Origin of the sequence: Limnobaculum allomyrinae (assembly GCF_016649425.1) — a bacterium.
Lineage (GTDB): Bacteria > Pseudomonadota > Gammaproteobacteria > Enterobacterales > Enterobacteriaceae > Limnobaculum > Limnobaculum allomyrinae.
Genome location: NZ_JADRCR010000004.1, coordinates 12,792 through 33,784 on the forward strand (window position 1 = coordinate 12,792; position 20,993 = coordinate 33,784).

Consider the following 20,993-nt stretch of genomic DNA (forward strand, 5'->3'; position numbering starts at 1 on the left):
GATTCTACACTCAGGATTAGTACTGAGATTAGGTTACGTTTATACTCCCTGTCAGACCATCCCGTATAGCGGGATACCTCACTATTTGAAGCCAGAATTTAAGGTCGAGTTATGAAACAACAGGCGGCAGAAATTAAGCGGTTGAGCGACCGTCTCGATGCGCTGAATCGTAAAGAAAAAGAGATTATAACCAAAGGGTTGGATACCGATCTCAGCGAGATTGATGCGGAAAAAGTAACGCTACAGGCTGAAATTGAAAGACTCAGACAAGAGAAAAGCCAGGTTCTGAGTGCCAAGGCGCAAAAGATTCAAAAGATGCCGTTTAGTCGTCCTATTACCAAGGCTGAGCAAGCTGATATGGGCGCATTAAAGAAAAAGGTAAAAGGCCTGGAAGTGGTTCACTCAATGACTGCGCTGGGGCGTGAGATGGGGTTGAAGGAAGTGATGGGGTATGCCAGAGGGAAGTTTTAAGGTAAGAGGCTGCTTTGGCTGCCAACCCATTTAATAAATCGGCATTTAAAAATATTTTGGCCATAGCAGCAAAGAGCCAGTATTTTTATTGAGAGCAGCCGAAAGACCACTTCTACTTAGCCATACGGGTCATTTGATGTTACCCGTATGGCTATGCTCTCTAACCTGACACGGTTTAAGCGATCATTAATCAGCAGAAATACCCACCAGTCGACGTTCCATATCCTCAATTCGTTTAGTCAGAATTCTCATTTGCATATTCTTGCTCCAACTGGCAGACAGAGCGCTGGCGGATAGCAAGCGACGATACTGCTCTTCATCAAACGGAGAGTTAAAAGCAATAGAGATAGCCTCGGCGACGGAAACATCACTGTTACGGCTTACCAGTTCCAGCGGTTGACCAGGATTAACCCTGCCAGCTGAAACCACACGATAGAGCCAGCCACAGCGGCCACTGTCCTGCATGATGCGGGCGAACCCATTAATTTTACAGTGATAATTCAGCTTGTAGCAGGGGGAACGGGGCTGCGTGACCTGAATCAGCGTTTGCCCCCAGCGGAAAATATCACCAATAAAAACCGTTTCTTCAGTCAGATTTTGAGTGGAAAGGTTTTCTCCAAACAGCGGTGCCATAAACTGTTCGGCCTGTTCAGGGAACCGATGCTTCCAGTAGTCGTAATGTTCCCGCGGATAGTGGCATAAAGCGCGATCGGCTCCACCGTGATGGCGGGTATCTGCCTGTTGATCGCCTTCAAAACCTAGCGGTGTGAGTATCAGCTCACCATCAACCGCGCGTTTATCGATGGCGCTGGGTGAATGGTCATAATAGGGTTTAATTTTGCCAATATAGACAAGGGGAGAGTGCATGGTAACCGCCGGTTTTACTGAATGATTATTTCATTTCAGCATACTGACTGTTAAAGGCCATATCCAGTTTTTGGTTTAGGGACAGTGCTACTAACGTGGGGAAGATAAAGCCACGGTTTTTAAAAAACGGTGGCTTTTATTGCGGCTTATCAGACCTTCTTAACGAAGCAGGCCTTCAGCATAATGCTGGTGTTATCGATTTTGCAGTCGATTTCATGGTCGCCGTCAACCAGACGAATAGGTTTGGATTTGCTACCCACTTTCAGTACGGTTGAAGAGCCTTTTAATTTCAGGTCTTTAATCAGGGTTACGCAGTCGCCATCGGCTAATACGTTACCGTTACTGTCTTTCACCACTCTCGCATCACCATCTGCTGACTCTGGCTCTGAAGGGTTCCACTCGTGAGCACAATCAGGGCAGATGAACATGTCTCCGTCCGGATAGGTATTTTCTGATGAGCAGACCGGGCAGGCTGGAATAGAATTCATGTCAATTTCCCTAAAAATAGAATGTGAATAAAATCAGGGCGCTATTCTACTACAAATGACCACTTTTATCACATGGATAAACCATCGGCATATGAAGGTGATAGCGGGCGAAGGGGAGAGGCGAAACGGAAAATTAATTTTTCATCGTGAAAATCCGGCTTTTATTGAAAGAATCTTTATTTTTTCAGGACGCAGACGCGAAAATTTCATTAAGAGGCAGATAACGAAAGGTTTATTAAAGAGACAATAGCAGTGCGCTCGCTATTGTCTCTATTATTCATATGAAATTTAAAGGATTAGCTTATTATTTGGCTTCAGCAAAACGCTTGGCCGCTTCGTCCCAGTTCACCACGTTCCAGAATTCTTTAATGTAATCAGGACGACGGTTTTGGAATTTCAGATAGTAAGCATGTTCCCAAACGTCTAGGCCCACAATCGGGAAGCCTGAGGCGCCAGATACGCTTTCGCCCATCAGAGGACTATCCTGATTAGCGGTAGAAACCACAGCCAGTTTGCCATCTTTTAATACCAGCCAGGCCCAACCTGAACCAAAACGGGTAGCGGCAGCTTGTTCAAACTTCTCTTTAAAGCTCTCAACGCTACCAAAATCACGCTCGATTGCCGCTTTCAGATCGCCCTGCAGCGTGGTGCCCTTTTTCAGGCCTTTCCAGAACAGGCTGTGGTTAGCGTGGCCGCCGGCGTTATTTCTTAATACGGTGCGTTTCTCCGCAGGGACTTTATCTAACTGAGCGATCAGCTCTTCAGCAGAGAGTTTTTTCAGATCGTCAGACAGCGTTTCCAGTGCGGCATTCGCGTTGTTTACATAAGCCTGATGGTGCTTACTGTGGTGGATTTCCATGGTTTGTTTATCAAAGTGAGGTTCCAGCGCATCGTAGGCATAAGGCAGGGTTGGAAGGGTATAACTCATCGTATCACTCCTCAAAGGTGGTTTACGCTGTTTATAAGACAGCTCATTTCAATTTCATGGTGGGTTATCAGTATAGCACCTAATATGAATTGATAATCATTATCGTTTGTGGGGTTATTGTCTATTGGTGTGATAGGTGGTTTTTTTGAGGTTCTTGACCTTGACCTGTTTTTTCATCGAGCACTGGAATTCAGCCGACAACTGAGAGAGGGTAGCACGCCAAACAGGGATGTTTGGCGAGGCACTGCTTCGCCTGGAGCGAATCAGTGCCGGTGCGTAAGCCCGAACGAAGGCGGAGGGAAGTCGCCGTCAGGCGACCTGGATTCGGGTGCGAAGGCGCGGGGGTGCAGGGGGCGTTCGCCTTTTAACGCCCCTTGCTCGGCCACTTGCACCAATGTTGATTTGAACACAATACTGTTAGTGGACGAAATTTGCTCCAGGCTAAATCCTTTTTTCTCATCTGTATATTATGCAAGGTCTGCCGGCCCAAACGAATACGGCAACAACTCAGCAATCGATGTATGTTTCACTTCACCCTTCATACTTCACCATCAAAACCGGCATATCCGGAGCGCAGAATTCGTTAATCACCTGACGGCAGGCGCCGCAAGGGGAGATAGGGCCTTCGGTATCGCCGATAATCACCAGCTTTTTAAACTGGCGCAGGCCTTCTGATACGGCTTTAAAGATAGCGGTTCGTTCTGCACAGTTGGTTAAACCATAGGAAGCATTCTCAACATTACAGCCGAGAAAAACCTGATTGTTATCCGCAAGCAATGCAGCGCCAACGGCGAAATTAGAGTAGGGGCTGTAGGAGGATTGACGGGCTTTTTTGGCCTGTTCAATCAGTTCATTATCAGTCATGGTAATTTCCTTGTGATAAAAGGTGGCAGATAACTCATTGGATTACTGAGTAATGACCGTATGAATCAGTTTAGGAGCCTGTCCGCGTTCGGCGATTTCTATGCTGCTATAGATCTTCTCCATCACGCTGGAGACCTCTTCCCGATTAGCGTAAATGGTGACCAGCGAATCACCGACCTGAACGCTATCGCCCATTTTCTTATGCAGCATCAGCCCAACGGCTAAATCGATATCGTCTTCTTTGGTGGCTCGGCCAGCGCCTAGCAGCATGGCAGCAACGCCAATTTCATCGGCGACAATGTTTGCCACTACGCCAGAGGTTTTGGCGGGCACTTCAATTTTGAATTTCGCCTGAGGTAATCTTTCCGGATGGTCGACAACGGAAGCATCGCCGCCCTGATTGGCCAGAAACTCTCTGAATTTGTCCAGTGCCTTACCGTTGTTAATCACTTCAAGCAGCATCTGACGTGCTTCTTCCAGGTTGTTAGCTTTTTTGGCTAACACCACCATTTGGCTGCCTAACACCAGAGTCAGTTCCGTCAGATCTGCCGGGCCTTTGCCCTTTAAGGTATCAATAGCTTCCTGTACTTCCAGCGCGTTACCGATAGCAAAACCAAGGGGCTGTGACATATCGGAAATCACCGCCATGGTATGTCGTCCCACGTTGTTACCAATGCGCACCATCGATTTGGCTAGCTCAATGGCATCTTCATCGGTTTTCATAAACGCGCCAGCGCCGGTTTTAACATCTAATACGATGGCGTCAGAACCCGCGGCAATCTTTTTGCTCATAATGGAGCTGGCGATAAGTGGAATCGAGTTGACGGTACCGGTCACGTCCCGCAGAGCGTACATCTTTTTATCTGCCGGTGTTAAATTGCCAGACTGACCGATAACGGCCACTTTGTGGCGATTTACCAAATCGATAAATTCATCTTTATTGATTTCAATATGGAAGCCTGTTACCGACTCCAGCTTGTCCAGCGTACCGCCGGTGTGTCCCAGACCGCGGCCAGACATCTTGGCTACCGGAATATCAAGGGCAGCAACTAATGGAGCCAGCACCAGCGTAGTGGTATCACCCACCCCGCCGGTAGAGTGCTTATCCACTTTGATACCGTCAATTGCCGATAAATCTATCGTGTCGCCGGAATTCACCATCGCCATGGTCAGGTCTGCGCATTCGCGATCGGTCATATCCTGAAAGTAAATGGCCATCATCATAGCGCTGGCCTGATAGTCAGGGATGGAGCCATCGGTATAGCCTTTGACGAAGAATTCAATTTCTTGCGCGGAAAGTTCTTTACCGTCGCGTTTTTTGGCAATCAGATCAACGATTCTCATAGTATTTACCTTGTTGTTGAGTAAAACGGCCCGTTACACCGATTTAAAATTATCCCAATGCCAGTTATCTAACTGGCAAAAATATCCTGTTTTAGTGATGAATTAGCCCGACAATGGCAGCGCTCAGGAAGCTAACTAATGTTGCGCCATACAGCAATTTCAAACCAAAGCGAGATGCCACATTACCCTGTTGAGGGTTCAGCGCTTTAATCGCGCCGCTGATAATGCCAATAGAAGAGAAATTAGTAAAAGAGACCAGAAACACTGAGATAATGGCTTTGGTATGTTCTGAAAACAGGAAGGTACCGTTATCTAATCCCTGTTTTAGCTGATCCATAGCAACAAACTCATTACTGACCAGTTTGGTTCCCATCAGACTTCCGGCGCTAACTGCTTCATCCCACGGAATACCCACTAAAAAGGCCAAAGGCGAGAACACATAGCCCAGGAAATCCTGGAAAGAGATACCAAATAAATAGCTGAAGATAGCGTTGATCATGGCGATGATAGCGATAAAACCAACCAGCATTGCGCCCACGATAATGGCAACTTTGAAACCATCAAGAATATATTCCCCCAGCATTTCAAAGAAGCTCTGCTTCTCTTCAGCCAGCACCTCCAAAACATCTTCCTCAGGATCGACCCGATAAGGGTTAATCATGGAAGCAATAATAAATCCACCAAACAGGTTTAAGACAATAGCGGTAACCACATACACCGGATCTAACAGCGTCATATAGGCACCCACGATGGACATGGAAATGGTCGACATAGCCGAAGTACAAAGGGTGTAAAGACGATGCTGTGGGAGAAAACCCAATGATTTTTTCACCGAAATAAAAACTTCGGACTGACCCAAAATAGCAGAAGCGACAGCATTATAAGATTCGAGCTTGCCCATGCCGTTTACTTTACTTAATAAAATACCGATGCCTTTAATAATCATGGTTAAAAATGACTGGCCTAAAAAAGAGGCAGATTCATTGCTCTTAATTAAACCAATCTTTCTTAATAATGTACTGAGAATAATAATGACCCGGCTCGGTAGATGAATATATTGCATTATTCCAATCAGCGCTGAAATAAAAACAATAGGCATTAGTACCATGATAAAGAAAGAAAATTTATTTTCGTTTAACAGGCCACCAAAAACAAAATTTGCGCCCTCTGCCGCATATTTTAATAATTTATCAAAAATGCTGGCAATTCCCCCAATAAGTGTACTGCCGCCGGTGGTATTCAGCAGTAAAAAGGCTAATAAACATTGCAGACCAAGCATAATAAAAATATAAGGATACCTGACTTTCTTTCGATTATTACTGGCTAAGAGTGCCAGCGCTAAAATAACAATAATACCTGCTATTCCAATAAGATATTTCACAGAAAACTCCGTAATTCTCGACAGCCAATAAAGCGGATAGAATAAACACCGAGGCATATTTTCATGATAAATGAAAATTGAGATCTCAGTGTTGATATGGTCTATTGTTTGCAGAGTAACATTAATTATTCATAAATGTTTTTACTGTGACATTTATCTCAATATGAAAATATCAATATTATTGATTTTAATGATTTTGTGTGATGTTATTTAAATAACATTTTTGTTGTTATATTGACGGAAAATTCCTGTCGGGTGGAATAAAAAAGGTAAAATAATGAGTCAATCAATACGTTATGAGCAATATATTGATCATACATTGCTGGCAATGAATGCGACGGCAGAACAAATTATTCAGGTTTGTCGTGAAGCGCTGAAATATAACTTTGCTGCGGTGTGTGTTAATTCCGGTTATGTGCCATTAGTGTTTAGCGAATTAACCGGAAGCCCGGTAAAAGTGTGCAGCGTTATTGGCTTTCCATTAGGTGCCAGTCTGACCTGGGTAAAAGCTTATGAGGCTAAAGCTGCGATTGAAGCCGGAGCGCAGGAAATCGATATGGTTATCAATGTGGGCTGGCTTAAAAGTGGCTGGATTGATGACGTAGCCACGGATATCAACGCGGTTAAACAGGCCTGTGGCGAAGTCACGCTAAAAGTGATTCTGGAAACCTGCCTGCTCACGGATGAGGAAATCGTTAAGCTTTGTGAAATTTGTCGCGATTTGCAGGTAGATTTCGTTAAAACGTCAACCGGATTCAGTACCGGTGGTGCAACGGTTGAACATGTGTCACTGATGCGTAACACTGTTGGTAAGAAGATGGGCGTTAAGGCATCCGGTGGTATACGTTCACGAGAAACCGCCACCATGATGATCAATGCTGGCGCCACTCGAATTGGTACCAGCTCGGGCGTTAGTATTGTGTCAGGGCAGGTTGACGAAAAGAAAGACTACTAACCTGGCAGGAGTGCAAATGAGCAGTCGTCGGACGGAGCGAATATATAAACTTACCCAGATTTTAAAAGATACCGATAAGCTCTATGTGCGAGATGCGGCTCAGCAGTTGAATGTGTCGGAAATGACCATTCGCCGCGACCTGAACGCAGAGCCTTCATCGTTGATATTATTGGGTGGATATATCGTTACCGATCCGAAGGTGAACGGCGTTAATCAATATCTCTTTTGTGAACAACAGTTTAAGAATATTGATGAAAAGCGTCATATTGGTCAGCTGGCAGCTCAACTGATTAATGATGATGAAGTGATACTTTTCGATTCGGGAACCACCGTCCCCTTTATTATTGAAAGTATCCCGGATGAGTGCCGCTTCACCGGAATTTGCTACTCATTGAATACGTTTATGGCGTTACAGGAAAAGCCGCATTGTAAGGTTATTCTCTGCGGGGGTGAATTTAAAACCAGTACTCATATTTTTACCGCCGTTGGTGGTCATAACGAACTGGATTATTTGCGCCCCCATAAAGCCTTTATTTCTGCTGCTGGCGTTTCATTAACGCAGGGGGTTACCACCTTTATTGTTGATGAAATTGCCTTAAAGGCTCAGGCCATGGCGACGTCTGCCCAAAGTATTCTGGTTGCCGATCACAATAAATTTGAGCAGGTCAGAGTGGGGCGTTTCGCCACTCTGGATGCCTTTGCCTGCGTGGTAACTAACCGTAAACCTGACCGCGTCTGGCAACACTATTTTAAACAGCAGGGAACCAAACTCCTGTATTAACACGGAGCTCCTCTGCCATACGACTGGTTTTTACCAAAACGCCAGTGACGACTATCTGAAGGATGTGAGCAATGAAACGTGTTTTTATTATGGTTCTCGATTCGTTCGGTATTGGCGCTACGCGAGATGCTGATAAATTTGGTGATGTGGGTTCAAACACTCTGGGCCATATTGCACAAGCCTGTCAGCAGGGGCAGGCGGATATTGGCCGCAGCGGCCCGTTAACCTTACCGAACTTAAGCCAGTTGGGCTTGGGTAAGGCTAATCAACAGGCTTCCGGTGAGTTTCCTGCCGGTCTTGATCCACAGGCAGAAATTATCGGAGCCTATGGCTACGCGGAAGAGCTCTCTTCCGGTAAAGACACGCCATCCGGCCATTGGGAGATCGCCGGTGTGCCGGTATTGTTCGACTGGGGCTATTTTAGTGATGTGAACAATAGCTTCCCGCCGGAATTATTACAGCGGTTGGTAGAACGGGCAAAGCTGCCGGGTTATTTGGGCAACAGTCATGCATCCGGCACCGCCATTCTGGAACAGCTGGGTGTTGAGCATATGAAAACCGGTAAACCGATTTTCTATACTTCTGCGGATTCCGTATTCCAAATTGCCTGCCATGAAGAGACCTATGGTCTGGAAAACCTCTATCAACTCTGTGCTCTGGTGCGTGAAGAGCTTACGCAAGGTGGCTATAACATTGGTCGGGTTATTGCCCGTCCTTTCGTTGGTGATAACCCCGAGAACTTTAAACGTACCGGCAACCGCCATGACTATGCGGTAAAACCACCATTACCCACCGTACTGAACAAACTGGTAGAAGAGAAGCAGGGGCAGGTTGTTTCGATTGGTAAGATTGCCGATATTTATGCTGATGAAGGCATCACCAAAAAGGTCAAAGCTACCGGCATTGATGAGCTGTTTGACGCCTCATTAAGAGAAATCAAACAGGCGGGTGATAACACCATTGTGTTTACCAACTTTGTTGATTTTGACTCTTCTTACGGCCATCGCCGTGACGTTGCCGGTTACGCCGCTGCACTGGAGCATTTCGACCGTCGCCTGCCGGAGATGCTGTCGCTGATTGGTGAGGATGACTTACTGATTCTGACCGCCGATCACGGCTGTGACCCTACCTGGACTGGCAGCGACCATACCCGGGAACATATTCCGGTATTGGTATACGGCCCGAAAGTGAAGCCCGGCCCGCTGGGGCTGCGACATACCTTTGCCGATATCGGGCAAACGGTAGCGAAACACCTGGATCTTTCGGCGATGGATTACGGCAAACCATTATTTTAATCATCTTAACCAGTTAACCACTTTGTGAAAGGAAACGGATATGGCGACGCCACACATTAATGCTGAACCGGGTGATTTTGCTGATGTTGTATTTATGCCCGGCGACCCGCTCAGAGCTAAACATATTGCAGAAACCATGTTGCAGGATGCGCGATTAGTCACCGATGTCAGAAATATGCTCGGTTATACCGGCACTTATAAGGGGCGGCGCGTTTCTGTGATGGGGCATGGCATGGGGATCCCTTCCTGTTCTATCTATACCAAAGAGCTGATTACCGAATATCAGGTAGATAAGATTATTCGTATTGGCTCCTGTGGCGCACTGTTACCACAGGTAAAAGTACGGGATATTGTGATCGGAATGGGAGCCTGTACCGATTCCGGCGTTAATCGCACCCGTTTTAAGGGCTACGACTTTGCGGCCATTGCCGATTTTGATTTATTACGCCATGCGGTGGCGGCGGCAGAGGCGAAGAAGGTGCCGGTTCACGTTGGCAATATGTTCTCTGCCGATCTGTTTTATAACCCGGATCCGCAGATGTTCGACGTAATGGAAAAATATAACATTCTGGGTATCGAGATGGAGGCCGCAGGTATCTATGGTGTAGCCGCCGAGTATGGCGCTAAAGCGCTGTGTATCTGTACCGTATCCGACCATATCCGTAGCGGTGAAGCGCTATCATCTGAACTGCGTCAGACATCGTTTAATCAGATGGTGGAAATCGCCATGGATTCGGTGCTGTTAGGGGATTAATGGTTTATCTGCGCATCTGGCTTTATTGAGCGTCATAAAGCCAGATGCCGGTTTCTCTGGCCTGAACTCAGGCTTTCTTTTCACCGCGACTAATATTGCGCATATAGCTGATAGTCATGGCTAATATTGTCGCCGCCACCGCCACCCAAAGGCTCAACCTGACCGCCTGTGCTTCCTGCACCGCCAGCTTTAGCGGTTCACTACCGGATTGAGCATAAGCCGATAAGATAGCCCCGACAAATGCCGCCCCCAGACACTGGCCGAAAGTGCGCATGATAGCCAGCACTCCGGATGCATAACCGCTGTTCTCACGGGATGCATTTGACAGCATCTCCCGATTATTCGGGCTTTGAAAACAGCCAAAGCCGATACCACACAGCAAACTGCGAGCGCCAATATCCCATTCCTGTGGGTGGGCGGGTAGCAGAGCCAGCAGCACCAGCCCGGCAGCGAACAGACATAACCCTACGGTAGATATAATGGCTGCCGGATAGCGATCCGCCAGCCGTCCGGCATAGGGTGCCGCCAGAATAATACCGATTGGCCAGGGGGTAAAAAGCAGTGCGGACACAAACGCGCTGTAGCCATAAACGCTCTGGAATAAGAACGGCAGCGCAACAAAGGTTATCCCCTGACTGACAAAAGAGGCCAGCGAGGTTAACGCCGCCAGTGAAAACCGCGAAGAGGCAAACATACCAAGAGGAAGCAGAGGTTTTGGCGCACGGCGCTGACGCCAGATAAAGGCTAATCCGGCAGCCATGGCGGTTAGTCCGTAACCGACAGAGGTTATCAGTGGGCTAAATAAATAATCCACACCCTCGGGGCGAGAGAAAGCCCCCGCCGCCATAATCAGTGCGCCCAACATCACCGCAGACAGCACCGCTCCGGGGATATCGAATGGCTCACGGGTAGTAGTTCGTTTACCGGGAATAACCCGCAGCGCGAGCACCACGGCAATAATGCCCAACGGAATATTAATGGCAAACAGCCACTGCCAGCTCAGGGTGGATAAGATAGTCCCGCCAAGCACCGGCGCAATAGCGGTGCTGGCGGCAACCAGTAAGGCATTCAGCCCCAGTATTCGCCCCAGCAGGCGATTGGGGAAAATAGATCGCAGGATTGCCGGGCCAATACTTAATGTTGCCGCACCACCAATACCTTGCAGTATGCGCATCACTACCAGCATTTCCAGCGATGAGGAAAAGGCGCAGCCCACCGAGGCCAGCGTAAATACGCTTAAACCGATGGCAAACAGTGTCCGAAAGCCAATATGACTGGCAATGGCGGCAAATATTGCCAGCGTCATCGCTGCCGACAGCAGATAACCGTTAGAAACCCAGACCGCATTGCTGGAGGAAACCCCTAAAGCATGCGCGATTTGCGGCAGGGCGATGTTAATCATCGAGCCATCGAATACGGCCATAGTCGTCATGGTCATTACCGCCACCATGGCTAAACAACGTTCCCGGCCGGGAAGCCCTTCATCACCAGGCAGATCAGAAAATAGTTCCATACGGAAGTTGCTCTTGTTAATGCCATTCAGGCTGGTTAGTTTAGATTAGTTCAGGGAATATAACCCTGTTGGAGATATGGCGGAAGACGCAGCATTTGCAGTTATAACCTGCACCAGGCGCCTTCTCTTATTCATTCGTCAGGAGTACTATGCCCGTATGACTGAACCCGACCTCAATTTACTCATTGCACTTGATGTGCTTCTTGCTGAAGGGAGCGTGGCTGGTGCTGCCCGCCGTTTGGGGTTAAGCGCTTCGGCAATGAGTCGTACCCTCAGCCGCCTTCGCGCCGCCACCGGCGATCCGCTGTTGGTTCGGGCTGGCCGCCATATGGTGTTAACCCCTTATGCTGAACAGATACGCGGGCGCACTCAAAACGTAGTGTTTGAAGCACGGGTGTTACTTCGCCCCTCGTCAACGGAACTGGATTTATCCACGCTGGAACGCACCTTTACCATTCGGGCTAACGACGGTTTTGTGGAGGCTTTTGGCGCTGCGCTGATTGCCGCCGCCGCTCTGGTGGCTCCTCTGGTGTGCCTGCGTTTTGTCGCCAAGCCAGAGAAGAGTTCCCGATATTTGCGTGAAGGGCTGGTGGATCTTGAAATCGGCGTTTTAGGGGCGATGGGGCCGGAGATTCGTTTGCAGGCGCTATTTCGAGACAGGTTTGTGGGGGTGGTCAGAAAGGGGCACCCTCTTGACGGAGTAGCGGAGGTTACCGTTGAGCAATATGTGGCTTTCGGACATGTGGTTGCTTCCCGCCGTGAACATATCAGCGGGCCAGTGGATGAAGCGCTGGCGGAGTCAGGTTTAAAGCGCAAGGTTGCGGCTGTAGTCCCCAGTTTTCCGGCGGCACTGGCGGTGGCTAAGGCATCGGATCTGGTGGCGTTGGTTCCGGCTTCTTTTCTGCTTAATCAGTCCATGACCGGGGCGACAGCCACACTCAGCGCTTTTGAGCTGCCGGTAAAAACCAAAGGCATCACCGTGTCGCAGATGTGGCATCCCCGGGCAGAGGTGGATCCGGGGCATCGTTGGTTGAGGGGGGGGGGGTGGAGGTTTGTCGGGGGTTGGTGTTGGGGGGAAGTGAAGAGACGCGGTAATTACTTTTTGGTTTGTTATTTATTATTTTCTGCAATATCGATCTTATATCTAAATGACCCCTTGCTATAAATTGGGTCAGTTGGTTTAGGTTTCTGAAGATTATGCGACTGGTCCCTCAGTCAACTGCTGGTGCGAGGCATCTTTTGATTGTTGACACTCATATAACTAGCAAAATTCCAAGGATTGTAATTGTAGTAGTTAGGATTGAGTTGCCTTCATTCAAATCGTTGTTCATGCTCCTCATCTTCCCGCTGTTCACGAACTTTCTCATATTCTATCTGCTTAATCAGTTTTGCAAACACTGATTTTGCAGCCACAGAGATTTCTGCGCACTTATGTTCAGCCAACCTGCCAATCGCATCCGCCCTGGGTTGCATCACGTTTGCTCGACTACCAGACCAAGATGAAGGTGTGACGCGCGCGGCGAATGCTTCCAGAATGGCCTCTGGTTCAGGAGAAACTTCCAGTAACTTGATCGCTGATTCTGATATTGTAACCGCTTCCAACTCTCCATCATTTGACCAAAGACTAATACCTGCCGATACAGACCCCCACACGCTGGTATCGTTTCTGGCACGGCACCATTCAATCAAGAAGTTCACATCAATATTGGCAAGAGGTGACCGATGTAAGCTGTCATGGCAAATAAATAATAATCGTTGTTGCTGTTGTTCTTCGGTACCTTCAAAAACTCGATTGAGAAATGCTTCTGGCATTAATGCAGCGGTCATCCCAATAACGTTTTCAAATGAATGAATGTAACCATAGTGTTTATCAACAATAGAAAAGATCGTGTCTAACCACTCCAATTTTTCGGCCTCATTGCCATCGAAGCGTAATGCGGTACCGAGCACACACTTCATGTCATAATCCATAGACTCACAAGGATCATTGCGATCACTGCGGAGCCTCTGGATAGCTGCCCTTAGGCCAACCAATCGAAGATCAGTACCAAGTACATCTACAGCTTTCTCTTTGTCATGTAGTTTTATGCTGAGAGCGTTCAAAACTACGTCATCGCCATTCGATTTACTCAGGAGCCGTTGAGCAAGCTCGAGGACACGGCCTTTGGGTAAATTGGCATATTTCTCCCTGCACAAGATTGGTCCATACATCCATGGGAGAATGCTAGGGTCATCCAAAAGCACTACGCAGCGCTCCAAGTCTGTTTCTGTGAATTTCCGCTGGGGATGCAAATCGACCAATACGTGTCGAAGTTTAGGGTGTTGTGCGCATTGGTCGAGTAGCTCATGTACTAGTGCTGGATCGACAAAGTCAACTTCTTCGATGAAACCCATAAAGACTGCAAAGTTCTTGTTGGCTTCAGGCTGTGGCTTCAGATGATCGACGAGTTGTTGCCAGCCAACTTGTAAGTCATGCGCTCCTTTAGCTAAACCTTTCCCGAATGCGGCGAGATTGGACACATAATTGTTGGAGAATAAGTTAGGGCTCAATTCGTCAAGTTTATGGTCTGATGCCGCAAATTCCTCACCCAATCGGAATGCCTTAGCTTCAAGTCGCTCCCTAGCTTCACGCAACTTGTTGGTGTCATCATAAACAAAATTGTCTTCTAGCTCCCAATAGTTGAGTTCCTTGCTGAATACGTATGTCATTATTGCCGGAACCAAGTCATCGGGTTTTAATTCCCTCTCCAATGCGACAAGGCTGTCTGGAAGCGCTTCGAAATTATCCTTGTCTTTGTGCTTGTTGTAGTTGAAATAGATCGTTGCACGAATGGCTTTCCAACCTTCGACCCAAGGGCGATAAGCATGTAACTTGTGAGCTGCATCAACTAGCTTGTCTCTTATCGCTTCTTGGCGCCACATTTCTCGAAACTTTTTCGCTAAGGTTAACCGGGCGCGGCCTTTAAGATCTGGTGCTCCTGATATTCCCAATCGCACCACAATGTCGATGAAAGTGTTAAGCCACTCCACAAGTTCATCATGGTTGGGTCGGAATCCAAAGTCTCTTGGGCGGGCACCAAACTCGTTTATCCCGTTCCAGGTCCACGGCGGACCATCTAGAGCTGTCGAAAGCATTCTGATTCCCAGTGACCTGCGTCCTGCCACATCTGATGAAAGACATTCATTCATGATCGTAATACGCTGATCTAAAGAGGCATGTGTACCAGATAGATATGGTTGGAAAAATCTTGCGATCCTATCTCGAATCGCGTCGTAGTTGTTGTTCTCGTCTTCGTAGTCTGCCAGACGGATAAGGAGCTTGACACACCGTTCAAAAGCGCTCGGTTCGTATGCCAATGATTGCAAAAGATTGAGAATAGTCGTCCGCCGCCATGGATTGTAACGCGCTTCTATACCTTCAAAATCAGGCGCGGTAATTTCAGCTTCGATTTTGCCAAGTAGTGCTTCAGGCACGACCGGGCCAATATAGTTCAGCATTTTTGCTGATATATCGTCCAATTCTGTTATCCGCCCCAGTAACCCATCCGGCCGGAGCCAAGCTTCAACGATCTCTTTTGCCACAGGGTGATTGTGCAACAACCCTAGTCTGTGCGCGAACGACATTAATAAACGTTGATTACCGGGGGTTTCAAATGTCGCCCTCAGTTGTTCAACCGGAATGCTATCAAGTGCTGATGAAGCGAGCTTGTTCGCAATGGCATGGGGAAGAATGGCCCTCCAATGAGCCCTTTTCTGGACAATATGGCGGTCCAACAGCTTCTTAATGGATCGAAATAATTGGCTCTGGGAATGCTCTGAGAGCGAACTTAGCACTTCCAACTCATTACGGCCTACCTCAGGGATTGAAACCGAAAATGAATATACCAGAGACAGTATTTCAGCTTGCTGCCTCAAATTCTCGTCCGGATGTTTACGTTGCTCAAACAGACGATTAAACAACTGCTCGTCAGAAAGCTGGGCCAAACTCTCACCTTCTTCTAACCTTTCGGCGATTGCTAGAGATACCCTTGCATTCCCATCAGCAAACTCTGCTATCTGACGAGCATTATTCCGACCAATACCAGGGAAGCGACAGAGCAAAAGCTGTTCGGCGACACCCGGTCCGACTGCTTCTATATGGATTACCTCAGTTGTCTGAGGTTTGTCGTCCCTAATATCGTATTCAATTGTGATGAGGCTTACTTCGCCGCCTACGGCTGATACTTTACTGGCTAGCGAAGAGTGTAACTCTGATGGGCAATTATCAAGGATCATAATTGCACGTTGGCCTTTAGCGATAAGCCTGTTTAACATCTCTGTTGCTGAAGGTTTTGGTTCAGCACTTGTATCGACATAGACAGCTACTGTTCGGTCGAGGGCATCTATTCCAACTGTTTCATCAAAGAGAGCCTGTACGATCCTTGTCTTTCCTACGCCAGATAACCCTGTGATACGAACAGCCTTATTAGTAGACCGGATAAGGTCTCTCATCGAATCGATGGCATTCTTAATGTTGAGTTTTTGGCCCTTTCCTAATGGCAAAGTGACCATTACACCAGGAACAGAAATCAAAGTGTCTGCAATACCTTGTGGCGGATTGCTCCACGCACCATATGCTTGCCAACCGGAGTATCCTTGGCCGAGCTTTCCTTTTACCCATAGCATGATTGACGGGTGTTGACGCAACCATTGAGTTAGCTTCGAACGATCGTAAAAATCAAGATGAATATTGCCACTATTAGGATCATCCTTCACGGCATCTTGCATTGCTTTGAGGCGATCCCTCTTCATAAGAGGAGAGCAATCATCATTTAAGCTGACGATGATGTAGCTCCCACCCTTTACAGCTTGCTCTGAAATTGTTGGTGACAATTTTTTATCGGTGACCATTTCCTTTTTGATCGCAGCCATTGGCATGGAATGTTTCTTGGCTTGAATGATCGTATCAGGTCTTTCAAGAAACCCTGTGCTTAGTTTTGTAGCAGGAACCTGAACGTGGATATCAATTCCACCGTCAGGAGCATTGATTGAACCTGACCAGCTTACCCACGCTGGGCTATGACCATACTTTGCTATTTCGGCCTCAGCTAGACGTGCAATTAGCTCTTCTAGCTGAGTATCGGACAGTCGGAGTAATTCGTCTCTCTCAATGTCAAAAATTGCCACACCGTAACCTTAATAAAAATCTTGCTCTCATAGTCAAAGATAACCCGTACTCTACCCAATATGAAAAAGAATGTCTGCTGGAACTCTTGCAGCGAATGCCGCCACTAGTAATTTTTTAAGAGAGCAAATATCGACTCTTGACGTTAAAGAAATTTTTGCTCGCTGATTGATATAGCAAAGCTTTTCGCCAATCATGACGGAACTTGCATATAGACAACTGGCAGTTATAGGTTGCCTCTGATCATTCAGGTTTAGTGATCCATTTCCTGCGATACACATTCCATATCCACATACAACTCCATGTAAATCCCACCAACCTATTCCATTAACAAAACCTCAGGCATATAGTCACCCGACTACGGCAAAATCCGTAGTCGGAGTTAGCGTTCCGAGACTTACACGATGACATTATGTGATAATGTCATGCGCTTTGATTCACCCCGAACAATGGTGGCTCAGGCAGGGGCTTCGAAAGAAGCGCCGGATTCGTGTAAGCCGGTACGCTAACCTCGTCTGAGCTACCACCCGAGTTTAGCGTCTTGGGTGGTTATCTGAATCTTACTTACACGAGATATTAATGATGACTAACACGCTTACTGAAACCACCCCCGACACTTCAATCACCATCCTCCGCACCCTAATCGCCGATCTGCAATACACTCAACTTAGCGACATCGAACTACACGACCTTAGCAGCATCGCCGCCGAATCCATCGAAGGGCTATGCCACGGGCTGTTATATACAGGAGAGTCACTGGAAAACGGAATTCAAACCCAACCACAAAACCTCGGGCAAATCGGCGCATGGCTAAAAGCCTCCGCCCATATCATTCCCATACTGCTTGAGCTATACGAACAATCAACCACTCAGCTATTTCAGATGCAAAACGGAAATAAAAGTTAATTAATTTGGAAAGGGGCGGTTAGTGCTGTCCCTTTTAAAACGTCTTGGTATTTTGAGTAGAAATGTTAGTTTCTCAACAATTCTGATCTTTCTAGTAATTTTACCAACTGTAATTTACTGATTTTTCATATCAAATATCTTGCATAGAAGGCTTAATAAAGTTGTAGTTAACAGGGATACGGCATATGGAAAAAGAACTTTATTTCTCATGTTAAATCGGTGAATTATTCGGAACTGTTTTTGATATTGTTGATGTCACTTTAGAAGAAGCACTTTCCTTGCTATTTACCTGATATCTATATAAAAATTAATTAGGAGCATACATGATAAACAATACTGAGGTAGCTGAATCTATTAGTGATTTGATGCTAAAGATAGGAAAGGATATAAACGAATCAATAATATTGGTTCAAGCCGAGTGTAGTCCAGATGAGTTTTCTGCGTATAAGTTAGCGGCTGGAAAAGTAATGGGGGAAATATTATTAGAGATAATGAATCCAATATACGAAATGCATCCAGATATTATTCCTGATGAATTAAAATGATTGAGTCGATGAACTGATGGTTTTCTCCTATTGGCTTCATTTTAATAGAATCTTTTGTATAACTTAGTTGAGTTTTTTCATGAGATATATGAACAATGATGAAGTTATGCCTGGAGACCAAGTAAGTTTGGGCGGATGAATGACAGGCATTGCTGTTTCTTTGCTTTGATAATGGGGAACTGCATGTCTTAGGGGGAAGCAATATGTCGCCATCCACAAATATTCCAGAAAGGGGCTATTAATGATTCGGAAGAAGGTAACGTTCATATTTTTTATAGTTATATTAGCCGTAATACTTATTATGATTTATAAACATTATGATAATTCTCCCAAAGAGACGCTCCAATTTCATGGGAAATCTACATTCGATGAATTACAAAAGATAGTTTCAGAAAAGGGGAATAAATTTGTTATTCAGGAAGACCAACATGTTGAAAGAGGGAATGCAAGATTTACCCTTGCAAAGGTGGAGCAAATGGACACGGGTTGTGGTCGTATTGAGGTGATGTTTTCATTTTTTAATAATGAATTAGCCTATATCAAATATATTGGTGTTTCAAAAGAAAATATAAAGAGTTCCATATGTATGGAGAGGGTTTTCTCTAAAGAGAATATATATGGTGATGAAATCTCAAAACAGGTGATTGATAATAATGATAAGATTCATTATGACGTTATATTTAGCGATCTCTCTGTAGAAGATAAAATGAATAGATGGATAGGGAAATGGTCATAAATATGGTACCAATACAATTCCATATTAAAAACTGAGTAATATGCCAGTTGCTGCGGGTGTTTTAGATCGTGGAAACCCCATTTCCTGCGATCCTTATTCCACATCCGCATACAACTCGATGTAAATCCCTTCAACCTATTTCATTCACAAAAACTCAGGAATATAGTCACCTTGCTGCGGCAAAATCCGTAGCCGGAAATTAGCGTTCCGTATCAGATATACTCGGTTATTCTGTGGCATAATGCCGCATGCTTTGATCCATCCAGAACTATGGTGGCTCAGGTAGGGGCTTCGAAAGAAGCGCCGGTTTCCGAGTCCGGTAACGCTAACCCCGCCTGAGCTACCACCCGAGTTTAGCGTCTCGAGTGTTATCAAATTTTTTTACTCGGAGTATTAAAATGACTAACACCTTTACCGAAACCACCCCCGACACCTCAATCACCATCCTCCGCACCCTAATCGCCGATCTGCAATACACTCAACTCAGCGACATCGAACTACACGACCTCAGCAGCATCGCCGCCGAATCCATCGAAGGGCTATGCCACGGGCTGTTATATACAGGAGAGTCACTGGAAAACGGAATTCAAACCCAACAACAAAACCTCGGACAACTCGGCGCATGGCTAAAAGCCTCCGCCCACATCATCCCCATACTGCTTGAGCTATACGAACAATCAACCACTCAGCTATTTCAGATGCAAAACCAAAACCTGAATCACGGTTAATAAATATGAAAAAGGGATAGCCATCGCTATCCCTTTTAAACAGAATTAATTACAAATGCTTCAATGAAACAACAAAGGAAGACGTGTTATGGCGACAATACATTTTCGAATAGATGAAGAAGCCCAAAACAACACCAATGATAACTGGCTGGAACAACAGATAAATCAGGCATTCAGCCACTACAATGAAGGGAACGCAGAATTTATCAATAATGCTGAAATGACCCAGCAGATGGATACCCTAAAAATGCTGGCAGTTCGGGGTAAACTATAACGGTCTTATTAGCCCTAAAAGCCAAACGGAGGGAGAGGGTGCCGTGGGGGTCGACTTGGCGTAAGCCAACGAAGTGCCCGTAGGCAGCCTAGGCCCGACGCACTCCGGACTAAAGTACAGATGGTCTACCGGCCGAGCACACTGTTGATATGTTTATATATGTAGTTACGGCCGGAATATACACGAGATCAGATAAAACCCAATTAAACAATCACCCTCTCCGGACAGGTATAAACCGTCGCTCGCCCCGGCTTACTAAACCCCACCAACGTCAAATTACACTCCTCCGCCACCTTCACCGCCAGCGACGTAGTCGCCGACACCGCAAACAAAATCTCCACCCCACACATCGCCGCTTTCTGCACCATCTCATAACTGGCACGGCTGGAAACTAACACCGCACCCTGCTGCCAGCCCTGCTTCGCCCGCACGCCCAACAGCTTATCCAACGCCACATGACGACCCACATCCTCACAGCCGCCCAGCATCTGCCCTTCAGAAGAGACCCAACCCGCAGCATGAGTACAACCGGTCAACTGACCCACGATTTGCACCTTATTCAACTGCGGCAACACGCCATCCAACAAACCCAGATCGAAGGTTTGAGTAAACGGCAGCGGCTTAAGCGGACGTAAAACCTCACCCAACTGCTCAACGCCGCATACACCACAACCGGTACGACCGGCCATCGCACGACGCCTCTCCTTCAAACCGACAAAACGACGGGTCGCCAGCTCAATCTCTACCTCAATACCGTTACAACCGTTGTTGATATCAATCCCGTAAATCTCCTGCGGCGAGTCAATAATTCCCTCCGCCAGAGAAAAACCAATAGCGAATTCTTCCAGCTCTTTTGGCGTAGCCATCATCACCACATGAGAGATACCGTTATAGCTCAGAGCAACCGGAACCTCCTCTGCAACCCAGTCTGGCTCGGGTGCGTTTAAAGCGTTGTGTCGACGCACGGTAAGCTGCTTCACGCCAACAACAGATTGAGAA

At 46.7% G+C, this 20,993-nt stretch carries 20 protein-coding genes; 11 read left to right on the forward strand and 9 right to left on the reverse strand.

The features are described from left to right. Window positions 1-111: 111 nt before the first annotated feature. Window positions 112-471 carry a YibL family ribosome-associated protein gene (locus I2494_RS08965; RefSeq protein ID WP_218466526.1) on the forward strand — a complete coding sequence of 120 codons (360 nt, stop codon included), beginning with the start codon at window positions 112-114 and terminating at the stop codon, window positions 469-471. 186 nt (window positions 472-657) lie between these two features. Here the strand turns inward: I2494_RS08965 and yiiM are convergent, their stop codons facing one another. From yiiM to I2494_RS08995, 6 genes are all read right to left on the reverse strand, one after another. Further along, window positions 658-1,338: a 6-hydroxyaminopurine reductase gene (gene yiiM, locus I2494_RS08970; protein WP_218466527.1), complete on the reverse strand. Its 681-nt coding sequence runs from the start codon at window positions 1,336-1,338 to the stop codon at window positions 658-660. A 149-nt stretch (window positions 1,339-1,487) separates the two neighbouring features. Beyond that, window positions 1,488-1,826: a zinc ribbon domain-containing protein YjdM gene (locus tag I2494_RS08975; protein ID WP_218466528.1), complete on the reverse strand. Its 339-nt coding sequence runs from the start codon at window positions 1,824-1,826 to the stop codon at window positions 1,488-1,490. Between the two features lie 304 nt (window positions 1,827-2,130). Beyond that, window positions 2,131-2,754: a superoxide dismutase [Mn] gene (gene sodA / locus I2494_RS08980; protein ID WP_218466529.1), complete on the reverse strand. Its 624-nt coding sequence runs from the start codon at window positions 2,752-2,754 to the stop codon at window positions 2,131-2,133. Between the two features lie 531 nt (window positions 2,755-3,285). Next, window positions 3,286-3,618 (reverse strand): cytidine deaminase, encoded by a 333-nt coding sequence (locus tag I2494_RS08985; protein ID WP_228350908.1) that lies wholly within the window; start codon window positions 3,616-3,618, stop codon window positions 3,286-3,288. Window positions 3,619-3,660: 42 nt separating this feature from the next. Continuing rightward, window positions 3,661-4,962 carry a pyrimidine-nucleoside phosphorylase gene (locus tag I2494_RS08990; RefSeq protein WP_218466530.1) on the reverse strand — a complete coding sequence of 434 codons (1,302 nt, stop codon included), beginning with the start codon at window positions 4,960-4,962 and terminating at the stop codon, window positions 3,661-3,663. Between the two features lie 91 nt (window positions 4,963-5,053). After that, a complete protein-coding gene (locus I2494_RS08995; RefSeq protein WP_407657892.1) occupies window positions 5,054-6,367 on the reverse strand; it encodes a NupC/NupG family nucleoside CNT transporter in 1,314 nt (437 codons plus the stop codon). A 253-nt stretch (window positions 6,368-6,620) separates the two neighbouring features. Here I2494_RS08995 and deoC point away from each other — a divergent pair, with 253 nt between their 5' ends. From deoC to deoD, 4 genes are all read left to right on the forward strand, one after another. Next, window positions 6,621-7,298, forward strand: coding sequence for a deoxyribose-phosphate aldolase (deoC, locus tag I2494_RS09000; protein ID WP_218466532.1), 678 nt, complete (start codon window positions 6,621-6,623; stop codon window positions 7,296-7,298). 16 nt (window positions 7,299-7,314) lie between these two features. Beyond that, the gene (deoR, locus tag I2494_RS09005; protein ID WP_218466533.1) at window positions 7,315-8,079 is read left to right on the forward strand and encodes a DNA-binding transcriptional repressor DeoR; all 765 of its coding nucleotides are present in this window, start codon (window positions 7,315-7,317) and stop codon (window positions 8,077-8,079) included. Between the two features lie 71 nt (window positions 8,080-8,150). Then, window positions 8,151-9,374 carry a phosphopentomutase gene (gene deoB / locus I2494_RS09010; protein WP_218466534.1) on the forward strand — a complete coding sequence of 408 codons (1,224 nt, stop codon included), beginning with the start codon at window positions 8,151-8,153 and terminating at the stop codon, window positions 9,372-9,374. Window positions 9,375-9,414: 40 nt separating this feature from the next. After that, the gene (deoD, locus tag I2494_RS09015) at window positions 9,415-10,128 is read left to right on the forward strand and encodes a purine-nucleoside phosphorylase (protein ID WP_218466535.1); all 714 of its coding nucleotides are present in this window, start codon (window positions 9,415-9,417) and stop codon (window positions 10,126-10,128) included. A 67-nt stretch (window positions 10,129-10,195) separates the two neighbouring features. Here deoD and I2494_RS09020 read toward each other — a convergent pair whose 3' ends face one another. Next, complete coding sequence (locus tag I2494_RS09020) at window positions 10,196-11,641, reverse strand: MFS transporter (protein ID WP_218466536.1); 1,446 nt, start codon at window positions 11,639-11,641, stop codon at window positions 10,196-10,198. Window positions 11,642-11,798: 157 nt separating this feature from the next. On the opposite strand from I2494_RS09020, the gene I2494_RS09025 reads away from it, so the two are divergent. Further along, a complete protein-coding gene (locus I2494_RS09025) occupies window positions 11,799-12,806 on the forward strand; it encodes a LysR family transcriptional regulator (RefSeq protein ID WP_218466537.1) in 1,008 nt (335 codons plus the stop codon). 146 nt (window positions 12,807-12,952) lie between these two features. Here I2494_RS09025 and I2494_RS09030 read toward each other — a convergent pair whose 3' ends face one another. Then, entirely contained in the window at window positions 12,953-16,807 is a 3,855-nt protein-coding gene (locus I2494_RS09030) for a P-loop NTPase family protein (RefSeq protein WP_218466538.1), read from the reverse strand. 577 nt (window positions 16,808-17,384) lie between these two features. Here I2494_RS09030 and I2494_RS09035 point away from each other — a divergent pair. The 5 genes from I2494_RS09035 to I2494_RS09055 all read left to right on the forward strand — a co-directional run bounded on the left by I2494_RS09035 (window position 17,385) and on the right by I2494_RS09055 (window position 19,994). Next, the gene (locus tag I2494_RS09035; protein WP_407657883.1) at window positions 17,385-17,711 is read left to right on the forward strand and encodes a hypothetical protein; all 327 of its coding nucleotides are present in this window, start codon (window positions 17,385-17,387) and stop codon (window positions 17,709-17,711) included. Between the two features lie 323 nt (window positions 17,712-18,034). Then, window positions 18,035-18,256 (forward strand): hypothetical protein, encoded by a 222-nt coding sequence (locus I2494_RS09040; RefSeq protein ID WP_218466539.1) that lies wholly within the window; start codon window positions 18,035-18,037, stop codon window positions 18,254-18,256. Between the two features lie 241 nt (window positions 18,257-18,497). Further along, complete coding sequence (locus I2494_RS09045) at window positions 18,498-18,992, forward strand: YdcD family protein (protein ID WP_218466540.1); 495 nt, start codon at window positions 18,498-18,500, stop codon at window positions 18,990-18,992. Window positions 18,993-19,390: 398 nt separating this feature from the next. Then, window positions 19,391-19,720: a hypothetical protein gene (locus I2494_RS09050; RefSeq protein WP_218466541.1), complete on the forward strand. Its 330-nt coding sequence runs from the start codon at window positions 19,391-19,393 to the stop codon at window positions 19,718-19,720. Window positions 19,721-19,808: 88 nt separating this feature from the next. Continuing rightward, window positions 19,809-19,994 (forward strand): hypothetical protein, encoded by a 186-nt coding sequence (locus tag I2494_RS09055; RefSeq protein ID WP_218466542.1) that lies wholly within the window; start codon window positions 19,809-19,811, stop codon window positions 19,992-19,994. 203 nt (window positions 19,995-20,197) lie between these two features. Here the strand turns inward: I2494_RS09055 and fdhD are convergent, their stop codons facing one another. Then, window positions 20,198-20,974: a formate dehydrogenase accessory sulfurtransferase FdhD gene (fdhD, locus tag I2494_RS09060; protein WP_407657893.1), complete on the reverse strand. Its 777-nt coding sequence runs from the start codon at window positions 20,972-20,974 to the stop codon at window positions 20,198-20,200. Between the last annotated feature and the right edge of the window lie 19 nt (window positions 20,975-20,993).